The sequence below is a fragment of the Shewanella morhuae genome (assembly GCF_003028295.1).
In the GTDB taxonomy this organism is placed as follows: domain Bacteria; phylum Pseudomonadota; class Gammaproteobacteria; order Enterobacterales; family Shewanellaceae; genus Shewanella; species Shewanella morhuae.
Window position 1 is genome coordinate 378,669 of sequence record NZ_PYSG01000003.1, and the last position, 15,493, is coordinate 394,161.

8 protein-coding genes and 3 rRNA genes are annotated in these 15,493 nt (G+C 42.4%); 8 read left to right on the forward strand and 3 right to left on the reverse strand.

All coding sequences use genetic code 11. The features are described from left to right. Positions 1-114 precede the first annotated feature (114 nt). The 4 genes from C9I43_RS16330 to C9I43_RS16345 are packed head-to-tail and all read left to right on the forward strand — an operon-like array spanning position 115 to position 6,053. Complete coding sequence (locus tag C9I43_RS16330; protein ID WP_107884537.1) at positions 115-1,782, forward strand: N-6 DNA methylase; 1,668 nt, start codon at positions 115-117, stop codon at positions 1,780-1,782. A gap of 24 nt (positions 1,783-1,806) precedes the next feature. Next, on the forward strand, positions 1,807-4,212 hold the full coding sequence (locus tag C9I43_RS16335) for an ATP-binding protein (protein WP_107884539.1): 2,406 nt from the start codon (positions 1,807-1,809) through the stop codon (positions 4,210-4,212). After that, a complete protein-coding gene (locus C9I43_RS16340; RefSeq protein ID WP_107884541.1) occupies positions 4,202-5,326 on the forward strand; it encodes a hypothetical protein in 1,125 nt (374 codons plus the stop codon). The genes C9I43_RS16335 and C9I43_RS16340 overlap by 11 nt, the downstream gene beginning before the upstream one ends. Continuing rightward, positions 5,319-6,053 carry a hypothetical protein gene (locus tag C9I43_RS16345; protein WP_107884543.1) on the forward strand — a complete coding sequence of 245 codons (735 nt, stop codon included), beginning with the start codon at positions 5,319-5,321 and terminating at the stop codon, positions 6,051-6,053. Before C9I43_RS16340 ends, C9I43_RS16345 begins: the two co-directional genes overlap by 8 nt. Positions 6,054-6,449: 396 nt before the next feature. Here the strand turns inward: C9I43_RS16345 and C9I43_RS16350 are convergent, their stop codons facing one another. The 3 genes from C9I43_RS16350 to C9I43_RS16360 all read right to left on the reverse strand — a co-directional run bounded on the left by C9I43_RS16350 (position 6,450) and on the right by C9I43_RS16360 (position 8,218). Further along, on the reverse strand, positions 6,450-6,653 hold the full coding sequence (locus C9I43_RS16350; RefSeq protein ID WP_076501634.1) for a DUF2061 domain-containing protein: 204 nt from the start codon (positions 6,651-6,653) through the stop codon (positions 6,450-6,452). A 186-nt stretch (positions 6,654-6,839) separates the two neighbouring features. Next, positions 6,840-7,745 (reverse strand): 1,4-dihydroxy-2-naphthoyl-CoA synthase, encoded by a 906-nt coding sequence (locus C9I43_RS16355; protein ID WP_076501758.1) that lies wholly within the window; start codon positions 7,743-7,745, stop codon positions 6,840-6,842. Between the two features lie 122 nt (positions 7,746-7,867). Next, complete coding sequence (locus C9I43_RS16360) at positions 7,868-8,218, reverse strand: hypothetical protein (RefSeq protein WP_107884545.1); 351 nt, start codon at positions 8,216-8,218, stop codon at positions 7,868-7,870. Between the two features lie 91 nt (positions 8,219-8,309). Here C9I43_RS16360 and ccoG point away from each other — a divergent pair, with 91 nt between their 5' ends. From ccoG to rrf, 4 genes are all read left to right on the forward strand, one after another. After that, complete coding sequence (gene ccoG / locus C9I43_RS16365) at positions 8,310-9,737, forward strand: cytochrome c oxidase accessory protein CcoG (RefSeq protein WP_107884546.1); 1,428 nt, start codon at positions 8,310-8,312, stop codon at positions 9,735-9,737. Positions 9,738-10,370: 633 nt separating this feature from the next. Beyond that, positions 10,371-11,912: ribosomal RNA gene (locus C9I43_RS16370) — 16S ribosomal RNA — on the forward strand. Between the two features lie 371 nt (positions 11,913-12,283). Then, positions 12,284-15,188: ribosomal RNA gene (locus C9I43_RS16375) — 23S ribosomal RNA — on the forward strand. A gap of 182 nt (positions 15,189-15,370) precedes the next feature. After that, positions 15,371-15,486 (forward strand): 5S ribosomal RNA (gene rrf / locus C9I43_RS16380). The 16S, 23S and 5S rRNA genes sit together here, the layout of an rRNA operon. The last annotated feature ends 7 nt before the right edge of the window (positions 15,487-15,493 follow it).

Here is a 15,493-nt window from a genome sequence, read left to right on the forward strand (position 1 = left end):
TCAGCTATCGATACTGAGTGCCTTAGTCTATTTTGTTATCGATGCCCGTTTATCATTGACCCAGTGGTACAATATCGATATAAGACACTAAATAACTGTATTTTTAACAACACTATGTCTACTCATTCAAAAGCTGAACGTAAAGCCTTAGGCGCCTATTACACACCTAACAACTTAAGCCAAGTGTTGTGTGATTGGGCTATTCGTGCCCCTGATGAGGTTGTTTTAGAGCCTAGTTTCGGGGGATGTGGTTTTTTAGAAACTAGTGTCAATACGCTGAGATTATTAGAGTGCGAAGCTCCAAACAACCAACTTTACGGGGCTGATATTGACCTGAAAGCATTTGACTTTCTATTTGATAAATTAGGTAAAATTGCAAGTATTAGCAATCGTTTTATCTGCAAAGATTTTATTCAAACAACAACGCAAGACTTTGGTTGTGTTGAGTTTGATGTTGTCATTGGTAATCCACCTTACGTTTCTATGCATAATATGTCTGAACATCAGCGGGCTAGTTGCAAAAAAATTCTGAGAGAATCCCCTTATGCAGATGAAACAATAGGAAGTAATGCGAGTCTGTGGGCTTTTTTTCTGCTTCATTCTCTATCTTTTCTTAAAAGAAATGCACGAGTAGCTTGGGTGCTACCCAGTAGTGTGCTTCATGCTGATTATGCAAAAGCTTTGCTTTCAATATATAAAAAACACTTTGAGAGTCTTAAGGTGATAAAACTCAACCAAAGATTTTTTCAGTCATCAGGAGCAGATGAAATATCCGTTGTTTTATTAGCTGATGGTTTCAACAATCAGCCTAGGGATAGTGCAATCATTCAGTACTCTGTTGCTGAGGATTTGAGTTCACTTAAAGAAAAAGTGACAGTTAGTAGCGAGTTGCAACAATTTTTTCCTGAAAACTATAAATACTCTTTAATGACTTCAGCAGTCATAACACTTATGAATAGATTGGAACAAAGTCACTTAACTCAACGAATGGGAGAAATATCAAACGTCGTTATAGGGATGGTGACTGGTGACAATAAGAAATTTGTTCTTAGCGAGAAAGAAACAAACGATCTGAACCTTGAGCAAAGAGATTTACGACCTGTAATTGGGCGTTTTTCGCAATTAAAAGGGATTATTCATACTCCAGCTAGACATAACCGAATAGTTCAAGAGGGTCACAAATGTCTACTTGTATGCCCTGAGAATTTGCAGGTGAAAAATTCTTCAGTCAGAAGTTATTTAGCAAAATTTGACCGAAATAAACGTAAGACTAATAGAACTTTTGCAAAAAGAGTGAATTGGTATTATCCAGATGATGGTCGGTATCCTGATGGATTTCTTTCATATATGTTAGATAAAGGGCCTAGATTGGTCATTAATACTTCAAATATTAATTGTACTAACTCTATTCATCGGGTGTTCTTTACAAATAACATGAGCTACACAGAGAAAAAGGCTATTGCAGCATCTTTCTTATCATCTTACTCTCAACTTTCTGCAGAATTAGTAGGGAGATCATATGGTTCTGGTGTCTTGAAACTTGAGCCTACAGCGGCAAAGAATATTTCTATCTTTACTAGCGCGAAAGTAATTAAAGCACTCTCGCATATAACACCTAAGATAGACGCATTGGTTGCTGAAGGGAGGGTAGTAGAAGCTCAAAAAGTAGTAGATAAGGTTATCTGTGAAGCGGAAGGAATACCCTTAAGTGATTTTGATGAATTAAATAAATGTGCTCAAATGTTAAGGCAAGATAGGTATCGTGGTCTTAGTAGAAGTTAGTTTTTAATATTTTAAGGATATGAAATGCAAAATAATGAGCATTCCGCAGAGGGAATTAAAAAAAAACTTATAGATAGACTTTCTAGTGAATCGATTGATATTAGTGAAATATTAACATTGTCAACGGAATTATCTAAATTAGATCTTGATAATGTTCGTTTTACTATTGATGCTGACCATGTGAGTAGGTTGGGATTAGAGCTTGTGTCTAAAAAAGAGACGGCATTATCTGAAATAATTAAAAATGCATATGATGCAGATGCAGATACTGTAAATGTTGATTTCTTCACTGAAGACAATAAATCTTGGCTTGAAATCATTGACAATGGTTCAGGAATGAGTCGCAATGAGTTAATTAATGGTTTTATGCGAATCTCTACGAGTATGAAAAAGAATGTAGAGTATTCTCAAAAATATAACCGTAAGCGAGCTGGAAAAAAAGGAATAGGCCGTTTTGCGACACAGCGGTTGGGTTTAAAGTTAACTGTTATTACAAAGCGAAGTATTGATAGCAGTTGTTTGAAAATTGAAATTGACTGGCGAGAATTTGAATCAGATAAAGAACTCATTGCTATTTCAAATAAAATCGTAAAAGTAGATTCTGAGTGTTTTCAACGATATCAGTTTGAATCTGGCACATTATTAATAATAAATGATTTGAGAGATAGTTGGACAGAGAATCAGATTAAGCGAGCATATCGTTACACATCAGGCTTATTGTTGCCGTTTCCAGTTTCTAAAGTAAAAAACGAAAATAGTAGTTTAATTAATAAACTAGATGATCCTGGCTTTTTGGTTGTAATAAAAAGAGTTATGGACGGAAATGTTATTAATATAATTGATGTCAATGATATGTATTTGAAGCATGCGCTTGCTGAAATAGAAGGTTGGATTGATGATAAAGGTAAAGGGTTTTGGAAAGTAAAAAGTAATTACATAAAGTACGATTCTGGTAAAAAAAATTATATTACAAAAACCCTTTCTCAGTATCAAGAGAAAGACCAAGAAGTTATTGAAAACATTTCGGTTAGTGAAATTCGCAATGTTAGCTTTAAAGCATATTACTTTAGCCCTAAAGCGGTTTCTCACGTCCCTAAGTTACTAAATTCTACAGTGACTGAAAATTTACGGGACTCCGGTGGTATTCGTTTATACAGGAATGGTTTTCGTGTATTACCTTACGGGGAGAAATTTGATGATTGGCTTCGGCTTGATTTTCACTCAAAGGTTCGGACGATTTTACCATCGATAGGTAATCAAAACTTTTTTGGTGTTGTGGAAATTACGCCAGATACACAAGGGTATTTCGAAGAAGTAGCATCTAGAGAAGGGTTGTTAGAAACGGATGCTTTCAATGAGTTAAGAGAATTTGTTTCTTCTGCTATTTTATCGGCAATTGTCGACTTTAGTTATGCATTGGGGCAAACCAAAGTATTTGCAGGAGAAAAGGATTATATAAAAAAGGAAAGGGTCACGTTAAAAGAGGCACTGGAGGAATTAACTGAATCTATAGAGCAACTCGAAAAATCTCCAGAGTCGGAGAGAGATTCTGTTCCCCCCAATGGAACCTTGTTTGATGAGAGCCAAACTGAACAAAATAAAAGCAGCACTGAAGGTTCTAGAGTTATATCTAATGAGTTAATTGAAAGTATTGTAAAGCAGACCAAATACTTAATTGATAAAACTGAAATGTATAGAATTCTTGCTGGCTTAGGCTTATCGATGGCCGAGTTTACTCATGAAGTAAAATTTTCGATTCTAAAGGTTTCGGATAACTTATCAAAGTTGAGAGAAATAGTTAAAAAACAAAGCGTTGATTGTGAAATTGATCCGGTTTTTTTTGCTGTCGAAAACTTAAGGTCTTATACCTCGTTTTTTGAAGCTAGTTTTCAATCCTTAACAGATAAAGAAGGGGTATTAATCGATTTAAGAAGGTTTGTTAATGAGTTTATTGAGGTACTGAAAGACACCAAGCATGAAGATGAGCAAATAGATATAAGTATTTCTTTAAAAGGTGTTGACTTTGTTGCTCCTAAAGCGCATAGGGCTAATTTTGACTCTGTGTTAGTTAACTTGTACTCCAATGCGAAAAAAGCGATTTATCGTGCAGGAGTTGTAGGTCGAATTCAAATTGAACTTGAAGAAACTGAAGATACTGTAGAAATGATTTTCAGTGATAATGGCTGTGGAGTTCCAGAAGAAAACAGAGGTAAGATATTTGAAGAGTTTTTTACTACTAATACTCAGGTATTTAGTGCTTCTGAGAATCAGCAAATGTTAGGTATGGGCCTCGGGTTGACTATTGTTCGAGAAATAGTTGAAGGCTTGGGTGGAGAAATCGATTTAATCACGCCTAAGGAGGGATTCTCTACTTCTATCCAGGTATCTTTACCTAAAGCAGACGAAAAGGATATCGAAGATGACTTTTAAAATAGCGGTTGTTGATGATGAGGACGTAAGTAACTTGCTTAACAACATAAATCTGTGCGGGCTGTCTTATACACATATCAAACCCAAGTCCTTTCAAGAAGATATAGAAAATATTACCGATGACTATGATTTGGTTCTGATGGATCAGAAGCTAGCTGGTAATATAGACAAGGTTCCATATATGGGGACTACACTCATTCAAGAGTTGAGGACCAGAATGGCCGAAAATAAGCTAATACCAAAGCCTGTAATTTTATGGTCAATAGCCGGAAACATAACTAGCTATCAAAACGAAAAGTCTTCTCATAATCTTGTCGATGCAGTCTGGAACAAAGAATGGTTACATCACAGTAATTCTGGTGGGAGAGATGAATGCTCAAAAAAAATAAAAACTCTCGTGTCAGGTTACAAAATTATCACATCTATTCTTCGTGAATATAAATCTGGTAATGACATGACTGCGTCGCAATTAGCTGCACAAATTTTTGGAATAAAACCAGAAATGATCGGAGGGTATATTCCTGAAGCAGTATTAGGCCACCTAGTTAATAAAAACCATCATATTACGCATACTCTTTCAAACTTTCTTATCAATGCAGTTCTTAGATTTAACGGCTTTCTTATCGATGAACTGACATTGGCCTCAAGGTTGGGGGTTGATGTAAGTTGTGACGAATGGGAGGCGCTAAAACAGAATTATTTAAGCGATTTCAAATATGATGGGGTTTACTCGGACTTTTATTCACGATGGTGGGCATCTGAGTTTGAGGTGTGGTGGCTGGATAAAATATCTTCTGAGCACCCTGCAAATTTAGAAGCAAAAGATAGAGTGGAGTTGTTAAATCAGAAATTCAATCTCTCTTTAATTGCTGCAAAGCCTGCGAATAATCATATTGAAAGTCGGTTTTGGCATTGTTGTGTTATTGATAGGGTACCAATCGATGAATTGGATAGCTATAAGGTGACTTCCTCAGAACGTCGAGAATGGCAAGATCATTTTTATGCCAGTTTCGACGCAATAAACGAAAAGAAACATAAAGAGCATGGGTATGAGTTAACGCAAAGGGATAAGGAAAGGTTTTTAAGGACTAGAAGAGAGAGAACTCATGGATGAGATTGAATTATCTAACGCTTTAGAAGATTTGTGTGAGGTTCTTGAATCCTTTTTTGGTAAGGGAGTGAGAGATGTCTCTGGACTAAAGCAGGCTATTTGTCGGCTTAAAATACGAACAGGAAACCCTAAGCAAAAGGAATACCCCCTAAGTGTTAATATCGCGCGTTTGAGCTTTGATATACCAACTACTCATAAGCATACTTTACCAATTGGAGTAGTGGACTCAATTTTAACCTTATCAATTAAAATGGGCTTCCGAGAGCCGATAGCATCATTTTATTGTATCAATGAGATGAATATAGACTTTGAGTTGTCAGCAAACGATAAGGAAGGGAGACCCATAAAAAGTGCTTGGCATTTAGACTATCATGATGTTAAAGGAGATGAGCATTTTTCTCATCCACAATTTCATTTTCAGTTTGGTGGAAAAAAGTTGAGAGAGTCTTTACGAGTAGACTGCGAGCATTTTAATACCGGTGAATTGCTACTTATGGAAAGTCCTCGTTTAATGCATCCACCTATGGATCCTATTTTAGCAATAGACTTTATATTTAGTAACTTCCTTGGAGAAGCGAGTTGGAAAGCACTGAGGCAGAAGCGTAGTTTCATCAAAATTCACAAAATTAGTAAGGACGCATTTTGGAGGCCATACTTTGAGGGGATATCAAATTATTTGTCAAACCCAACGAGTTCCAAACAGGCTCTTGGTCTACAACCAAGTTTGTAATTATTAATTTAAAGCTATCCAGAAGGTATCGATATATTTACCTTTGATGAGATTAGCCTGTTAAAAGAAGTTATAAACAAAAATAGTGGAGAATAAAAACTACCTAATGTATGAGTTCAAATGGAGTTGTTGCTGATAATTGATGATTTACTGACGAAGTTGAATTTTAGTATGATACTTTATTTAGTAAAAAAATCTCAATGTTGGAGTGTCTTTACATTTTAGTATGATACTTTATTTTTTAGCAACTAAGCTTTTTTTCCAAAAGCAATGTTCGTAGAAGGCTACAGTGTGATACTTTATTACTCTCCCACACCGCCTTGTTGGCGGTTTTTTTATTTAGAGTAATAATGACTTTTCATTCATAGTAATAACGAATGCTGGTGGCTTAGCCTTTTATGCTGCTATGGTATCTAGCTCGTGTTGCTTTTTTGCCTCAATTCGTTTCCATACTTTTTCATGGAAGTAAAAAACCACTGTGTTGATAGCGGGTTCTACTAGTGCCACTGCACCACCTATTATCACACTGCCAGTGAGCAAATAGGTTACGGTAAAAGCAACGCTAAAATGAAGTACGGCAAAAGTAAGTGTCTTAGTCATGATCTTATCCTCTAAATTGGTTCCCAAAGGGAATAGCTAGATGATAACGCTTCTCATTAAAGTTAACAGCTGTGTTTTCAGATTAGTTTAAACGGTTTTATCTATTGGTCAGACTTTAAAAACATAAAGCCCTCACAGTGGAGGACTATGGGGTGTTTAGTCGAAAATTCAAGTTGTTTTAATCAACTAGTAGTGCCAAGGGAAAGCTGAAAAATCCTGATCGCGCTTTTCGAGGAAAGCATCACGCCCTTCCTGTGCTTCGGCACTGGCATAGGCTAAACGTGTGGCTTCTCCAGCAAATAATTGCTGACCGACCATACCATCATCAGTCATATTAAAGCCGTACTTCAGCATACGCATCGCGGTTGGTGATTTAGAGTTAATCTCTTTAGCCCACATTAACGCTTCGGTTTCTAGTTCAGCATGGGGAACGGATTTATTGACCATTCCCATATCAAAGGCTTCGTCAGCGCTGTAGTTAAAACCACAGAAGAAGATTTCTCGGGCACGCTTTTGGCCGATCATTTTTGCTAAATAAGCGCTGCCATAGCCTGAGTCGAAACTCGCTACATCGGGATCGGTTTGTTTAAATATGGCGTGTTCTTTTGAGGCTAAGGTTAAGTCACATACAACATGTAAACTATGGCCGCCTCCTACTGCCCAACCTGGCACAACGGCAATGACTACTTTAGGCATAAAGCGAATTAAGCGCTGTACTTCTAATATATGTAGGCGTCCCATTCTGGCTTGATCAGCTTTACCTTCTTCGGCGCCTTCGTATTTGTAGCCATCTTTACCACGAATCCGTTGATCGCCACCTGAGCAGAACGCCCAGCCACCATCTTTTGCCGAAGGGCCATTACCTGTTAGCAGTACACAACCTACATCTGACCATTGGCGCGCATCGTCGAGAGCGATAAATAATTCATCAACGGTTTTAGGTCTAAATGCATTGCGGCACTCTGGGCGGTTTATGGCGATACGCACAGTGCCATGGGCTTTAGCTCTGTGGTAGGTGATGTCGTCAAATTTAAATCCACTGACTTCATCCCATAGGGTGGGATCAAAAATATCTGATACTTGTTGGGTCATAATACATAGGCCTTTGTACTGTAATGTCTCAAAGGCTAGGCGGAATAACATATAAGGTCAATCACCTAAGCTTAAACCTTAGCGTGTGTTAGCAAAATTCTGTTTACCTATAAGAGTGATAATTACAGGTGATCACATAAATAAAGCTGATTGTCCTTACTAAACACAGGATGTTCAGGTGCCATAGTGCCGCAATAATTAGTTTTAAAGTCTGCAATTGACTCTGGAGTCATTGGGATTTGATTAAATGCATTAAGTTCTAATGTCGATAAACGCTCGACGATGTCGGTTCTTACCTTGGCCAATTTATGGTCGATTTTTATGATTTTTGTTCCCGTCATAGAGTCAACTTTATCCTCTATTTTTTTTACCATTACTTCAGTCTTGGCAATAGGTGCATCCAGTTTGTCTGTTTCTGTATATAAGTAATATAATGCGCCAGCAAGTAGCGCCAATATGAGCCAACCTTTCATCTTTTAGTCCAACATAAGTGAATAACCATTAATAATATGGGTATAATAAGCTAGTTTTCGCCCAATATTAAAGCAGTAAAAGGCCGTAACGATGAAGTCAGAATCAAATAACAAGGATTACTCCAAAACGGATCGAATTAAAATTCATCAACCAGATGCGAGTAAAGCGGATCGCTTTAGCCCTGGTAATCGAATTTATGTCCGAGCTATTGATGGTTTATGGACGAGTGTGCGCCGCCGAATGGGTTGGATAACAATGCTATTCTTCCTACTTTTACCGTGGATCCCATGGGGGAACCGCCAAGCCGTATGGTTTAATTTAGGCGAACAAAAGTTTCATGTTTTCGGTTTAACCATTTGGCCCCAAGACCTTACCTTGCTTGCTGCCATTTTTGTTATCGCTGCTTTTGCACTGTTTTTTGTGACGACATACCTTGGCCGGGTTTGGTGTGGATATACCTGCCCGCAAACCGTATGGACATTTATGTTCATTTGGTTTGAAGAAAAGCTCGAAGGAGCACGTAACAAGCGTATTAAGCTTGACCAAATGCCGTGGAGTTTTAATAAAATATGGCGAAAAACGGCTAAACATACCGCTTGGATACTGCTTTCCCTGATGACGGCAATGACCTTTGTGTCCTATTTCGTGCCCAGCCGTGAAGTCTATATAGATGTGTTTACGCTTAATGCCTCTGGTGGTATCTACTTCTGGGTGGTGTTTTTCACGCTTGCAACATACGGTAATGCGGGTTGGATGCGTGAAATCATGTGTATTCACATGTGCCCTTACGCCCGTTTCCAAGCGGCCATGTTTGATAAGAATACCTATATAGTTGGTTATGATACAAAGCGTGGTGAGACTCGTGGCCCGCGTTCACGTAAAAATGATCCTAAAGAATTAGGTTTGGGTGACTGTATCGACTGTGATTTATGTGTTCAGGTATGCCCTACTGGGATCGATATCCGCAACGGGCTACAGTATGAGTGTATTAACTGTGGTGCATGTATCGATGCTTGCGACAATACAATGGATCGCATGGGTTACGCTAAAGGACTCATCAGCTATACCACCGAGAACAAGTTAGAAGGTATAAAAGAAAAAGTACTACGACCTAAACTGATTGGTTATGGTGTGGTGCTAACGGTGATGATATTAGTCTTCTTATACGCCAGTGCGACCATAGCGCCAGTCCGTATGGACATCATTCGTGATCGCAATCAGCTATATAGGGAGAACAATCAAGGTTTGATTGAAAATACCTTTACCTTGAAAATTCTTAACAAGACTGAAGAGTCTCATGAATACACTATGAGTGTTGAAGGCTTAAATAACTACAAATGGTATGGACCGACATCCGTCACTATTGCAGCGGGCGAAGTATTAACCTTACCTATTAGTATTGGTATCGATCCAGTTGAGCTTTCTCGCTCAGTGACCAACATAGCGATACAAGTAAAAACTCAAGTTGATGGGCAAGAGGTCGTGGTTGAACAAGAATCTCGCTTCTTTAGTCCATAAATACCGTCTTTAGTACGAGTTTGATATTAGTGACTCGCACATATTGACCTAAGACGCATAAAAAAGGGCTTTTTAGCCCCTTTTTTATGCGTATCGTTTGATAAATAAACGTCTAAACGGTAAAACATAATTTTCTCACGAAAAGCTCTTGCACAAAATCTCCTGCTGCCTATAATGCGCATCCACTGACACGGCGATGCGCGTAAGCGATACGGCGAGTGAGGTTGAATTGAACAGGTTACTCTCTGTTGAGAATGGCAGTTAATTCAACAGCAGCAAGAAGTTGTAAAAAACTCCTTGACGCACAATGGGAAATGCGTAGAATACGCAGCCCTAGCCACCTGGAAGCATTTGATGCTCAGCGTGGTACTCACATTCTCTGATGAGATTGAGTTGCTCTTTAACAATATAAAACAAGAAATCTGTGTGGACACTCACAGGCGTTGAGTTAATCGAAACTGCTTAGCCTTCGGGTTGGCAGTCAAAAATTTAAATCAATGTAACAATGAGTGTTCATAGCAATATGTACAGTTTGTTTCTGCTTCCTTTATAGGGATGTGGAAACAAAAAATCAGAATTCATTGAGCCGCTGATTGGCTTCTTATTTATAAGAGGTTGAGAAGCAAAAAACTTTAATTGAAGAGTTTGATCATGGCTCAGATTGAACGCTGGCGGCAGGCCTAACACATGCAAGTCGAGCGGCAGCGCAAGGGAGTTTACTTCTGAGGCGGCGAGCGGCGGACGGGTGAGTAATACCTAGGGATCTGCCCAGTCGAGGGGGATAACAGTTGGAAACGACTGCTAATACCGCATACGCCCTACGGGGGAAAGAAGGGGACCTTCGGGCCTTTCGCGATTGGATGAACCTAGGTGGGATTAGCTAGTTGGTGAGGTAATGGCTCACCAAGGCGACGATCCCTAGCTGTTCTGAGAGGATGATCAGCCACACTGGGACTGAGACACGGCCCAGACTCCTACGGGAGGCAGCAGTGGGGAATATTGGACAATGGGGGCAACCCTGATCCAGCCATGCCGCGTGTGTGAAGAAGGCCTTCGGGTTGTAAAGCACTTTCAGTAGGGAGGAAAGGTAGCGTGTTAATAGCGCGTTACTGTGACGTTACCTACAGAAGAAGGACCGGCTAACTCCGTGCCAGCAGCCGCGGTAATACGGAGGGTCCGAGCGTTAATCGGAATTACTGGGCGTAAAGCGTGCGCAGGCGGTTTGTTAAGCAAGATGTGAAAGCCCCGGGCTCAACCTGGGAATTGCATTTTGAACTGGCGAACTAGAGTCTTGTAGAGGGGGGTAGAATTCCAGGTGTAGCGGTGAAATGCGTAGAGATCTGGAGGAATACCGGTGGCGAAGGCGGCCCCCTGGACAAAGACTGACGCTCAGGCACGAAAGCGTGGGGAGCAAACAGGATTAGATACCCTGGTAGTCCACGCCGTAAACGATGTCTACTCGGAGTTTGGTGTCTTGAACACTGGGCTCTCAAGCTAACGCATTAAGTAGACCGCCTGGGGAGTACGGCCGCAAGGTTAAAACTCAAATGAATTGACGGGGGCCCGCACAAGCGGTGGAGCATGTGGTTTAATTCGATGCAACGCGAAGAACCTTACCTACTCTTGACATCCACAGAAGAGACCAGAGATGGACTTGTGCCTTCGGGAACTGTGAGACAGGTGCTGCATGGCTGTCGTCAGCTCGTGTTGTGAAATGTTGGGTTAAGTCCCGCAACGAGCGCAACCCCTATCCTTATTTGCCAGCACGTAATGGTGGGAACTCTAGGGAGACTGCCGGTGATAAACCGGAGGAAGGTGGGGACGACGTCAAGTCATCATGGCCCTTACGAGTAGGGCTACACACGTGCTACAATGGCGAGTACAGAGGGTTGCAAAGCCGCGAGGTGGAGCTAATCTCACAAAGCTCGTCGTAGTCCGGATTGGAGTCTGCAACTCGACTCCATGAAGTCGGAATCGCTAGTAATCGTGAATCAGAATGTCACGGTGAATACGTTCCCGGGCCTTGTACACACCGCCCGTCACACCATGGGAGTGGGCTGCAAAAGAAGTGGGTAGCTTAACCTTCGGGGGGCGCTCACCACTTTGTGGTTCATGACTGGGGTGAAGTCGTAACAAGGTAGCCCTAGGGGAACCTGGGGCTGGATCACCTCCTTACCTATACGACTAACTTAATGTTTGTTGAGTGTTCACACAGATTGCTTGTTTAACTTCTCTTAGGAGAAGCAGAGCGAAACATCCCTCTTGCAGGTAGATGTTGTTCTTTAACAATTTGGAAAGCTGATAGTGATTAACATGATGATGTCTGTCGTTATGTTAATTACAAACCGATGTAAGTGTGGAAACACTTGCATCATGAGTTCTCAAACACTTTATTAAGTGTCTTGAATATTCAAAGTGAAGTATTTTGCTGTGGTGGCAGAGTATTTCACGTCTAAGGCGCGTCCACTTCCTGGTCGGGAGTGAGACAAGTAAAACCAAGCTGGTCGCAATGCGGCGCAGATGAGTGAAACTCATTTGGGTTGTATGGTTAAGCGACTAAGCGTATACGGTGGATGCCTTGGCAGTCAGAGGCGATGAAGGACGTAGTAACTTGCGAAAAGCGTTGGCGAGCTAGTAACAAGCATTTGAGCTAACGATGTCCGAATGGGGGAACCCAGCAGCATAAGCTGTTATCTGCACATGAATACATAGTGTGTAGAGGCGAACGAGGGGAACTGAAACATCTAAGTACCCTTAGGAAAAGAAATCAACCGAGATTCCCCTAGTAGCGGCGAGCGAACGGGGATTAGCCCTTAAGTCTATGGGGTGTTAGTGGAATGAGTTGGAAAGCTCAGCGGCACAGGGTGATAGCCCCGTACATGAAAACTAACCATAGATGAAAACGAGTAAGGCGGGACACGTGACATCCTGTTTGAATATGGGGGGACCATCCTCCAAGGCTAAATACTCCTGACTGACCGATAGTGAACCAGTACCGTGAGGGAAAGGCGAAAAGAACCCCTGTGAGGGGAGTGAAATAGAACCTGAAACCGTATACGTACAAGCAGTGGGAGCGGTTCTTGAGACCGTGACTGCGTACCTTTTGTATAATGGGTCAGCGACTTACATTTTGTAGCGAGGTTAAGCGAATAGCGGAGCCGTAGGGAAACCGAGTGTTAACTGCGCGTTTAGTTGCAAGGTGTAGACCCGAAACCGAGTGATCTAGCCATGGGCAGGTTGAAGGTTGAGTAACATCAACTGGAGGACCGAACCGACTAATGTTGAAAAATTAGCGGATGACTTGTGGCTGGGGGTGAAAGGCCAATCAAACTCGGAGATATCTGGTTCTCCTCGAAAGCTATTTAGGTAGCGCCTCGAGCGAATACCACTGGGGGTAGAGCACTGTTAAGGCTAGGGGGTCATCCCGACTTACCAACCCTTTGCAAACTCCGAATACCAGTGAGTACTACTCGGGAGACAGACGGCGGGTGCTAACGTCCGTCGTCAAAAGGGAAACAACCCAGACCGTCAGCTAAGGTCCCAAAGTACTAGCTAAGTGGGAAACGATGTGGGAAGGCTTAGACAGCTAGGATGTTGGCTTAGAAGCAGCCATCATTTAAAGAAAGCGTAATAGCTCACTAGTCGAGTCGGCCTGCGCGGAAGATGTAACGGGGCTAAGCTAGTCACCGAAGCTACGGGTGCGGTCCATTAGGACTGCGCGGTAGAGGAGCGTTCTGTAAGCCGTTGAAGGTGAAGGGGTAACCCACGCTGGAGGTATCAGAAGTGCGAATGCTGACATGAGTAACGATAAAGGGGGTGAAAAACCCCCTCGCCGGAAGACCAAGGGTTCCTGTCCAACGTTAATCGGGGCAGGGTGAGTCGACCCCTAAGGTGAGGCCGAAAGGCGTAATCGATGGGAAACAGATTAATATTTCTGTACTTCCGCTAACTGCGATGGAGAGACGGAGAAGGCTAGGCTAGCGCGGCGTTGGTAGTCCGCGTTTAAGGTGGTAGGTTGATTTCTTAGGCAAATCCGGGGAATCGCACTTTAGTGTGCAGACTGAGAGCTGATGACGAGGTCCTAAGGGACTGAAGTAGTTGATGCCATGCTTCCAGGAAAATCTTCTAAGCTTCAGGTTAGTGGGAATCGTACCCCAAACCGACACAGGTGGTCGGGTAGAGAATACCAAGGCGCTTGAGAGAACTCGGCTGAAGGAACTAGGCAAAATGGTACCGTAACTTCGGGAGAAGGTACGCTCCTGTTGGTGATGAGACTTGCTCTCTAAGCTGACGGGAGTCGCAGATACCAGGTGGCTGCAACTGTTTATCAAAAACACAGCACTGTGCAAACTCGCAAGAGGAAGTATACGGTGTGACGCCTGCCCGGTGCCGGAAGGTTAATTGATTGGGTTATCGCAAGAGAAGCTCATGATCGAAGCCCCGGTAAACGGCGGCCGTAACTATAACGGTCCTAAGGTAGCGAAATTCCTTGTCGGGTAAGTTCCGACCTGCACGAATGGCGTAATGATGGCCACGCTGTCTCCAGCCGAGACTCAGTGAAGTTGAAATTGCGGTGAAGATGCCGTATACCCGCGGCTAGACGGAAAGACCCCGTGAACCTTTACTATAGCTTGGCACTGAACATTGAACCTACATGTGTAGGATAGGTGGGAGACTATGAAGTTGTGACGCTAGTCATGATGGAGTCGTCCTTGAAATACCACCCTTGTAGTTTTGATGTTCTAACCGCGGCCCCTTATCGGGGTTCGGGACAGTGCCTGGTGGGTAGTTTGACTGGGGCGGTCTCCTCCCAAAGAGTAACGGAGGAGCACGAAGGTTGGCTAAGTACGGTCGGACATCGTACGGTTAGTGCAATGGCATAAGCCAGCTTAACTGCGAGACATACACGTCGAGCAGGTACGAAAGTAGGTCATAGTGATCCGGTGGTTCTGAATGGAAGGGCCATCGCTCAACGGATAAAAGGTACTCCGGGGATAACAGGCTGATACCGCCCAAGAGTTCATATCGACGGCGGTGTTTGGCACCTCGATGTCGGCTCATCACATCCTGGGGCTGAAGTCGGTCCCAAGGGTATGGCTGTTCGCCATTTAAAGTGGTACGCGAGCTGGGTTCAGAACGTCGTGAGACAGTTCGGTCCCTATCTGCCGTGGGCGTTGGATGATTGAAGGGAGCTGCTCCTAGTACGAGAGGACCGGAGTGGACGAACCGCTGGTGTTCGGGTTGTCATGCCAATGGCATTGCCCGGTAGCTACGTTCGGAATCGATAACCGCTGAAAGCATCTAAGCGGGAAGCGAGCCCTGAGATGAGTCATCCCTAGGAATTTAATTCCTCTAAAGAGCCGTTCGAGACTAGGACGTTGATAGGCATGGTGTGTAAGCGTTGTGAGGCGTTGAGCTAACATGTACTAATGACTCGAGAGGCTTAACCATACAACCCAGATGGGTTTTATATGGCCTTAGACGAATAGTGACACTTAATAAAGTGGTCATAAAATGCTCCTGCATTTATGACATAAGTACATCCTTGTACTTGTCGAACTCAAGCAAGAAATCAGCTTTCCGAATTATTATTAACGTGAGCCAGTGATGGACACGGTAATAAACAGAATTTGCTTGGTGACAATAGCCTTGTGGAACCACCTGATCCCATCCCGAACTCAGCAGTGAAACGCAAACGCGCCGATGGTAGTGTGGGGTCTCCCCATGTGAGAGTAGGTCATCGCCAAGCGCCTAAT

Excerpts from the sequence above, each read along its gene's own strand:
- C9I43_RS16330 (WP_107884537.1), top strand. The coding sequence starts at position 115 with ATGTCTACTCATTCAAAAGCTGAACGTAAAGCCTTAGGCGCCTATTAC.
- C9I43_RS16335 (WP_107884539.1), top strand. The coding sequence starts at position 1,807 with ATGCAAAATAATGAGCATTCCGCAGAGGGAATTAAAAAAAAACTTATA.
- C9I43_RS16340 (WP_107884541.1), top strand. The coding sequence starts at position 4,202 with ATGACTTTTAAAATAGCGGTTGTTGATGATGAGGACGTAAGTAACTTG.
- C9I43_RS16345 (WP_107884543.1), top strand. The coding sequence starts at position 5,319 with ATGGATGAGATTGAATTATCTAACGCTTTAGAAGATTTGTGTGAGGTT.
- C9I43_RS16350 (WP_076501634.1), bottom strand. The coding sequence starts at position 6,653 with ATGACTAAGACACTTACTTTTGCCGTACTTCATTTTAGCGTTGCTTTT.
- C9I43_RS16355 (WP_076501758.1), bottom strand. The coding sequence starts at position 7,745 with ATGACCCAACAAGTATCAGATATTTTTGATCCCACCCTATGGGATGAA.
- C9I43_RS16360 (WP_107884545.1), bottom strand. The coding sequence starts at position 8,218 with ATGAAAGGTTGGCTCATATTGGCGCTACTTGCTGGCGCATTATATTAC.
- ccoG (WP_107884546.1), top strand. The coding sequence starts at position 8,310 with ATGAAGTCAGAATCAAATAACAAGGATTACTCCAAAACGGATCGAATT.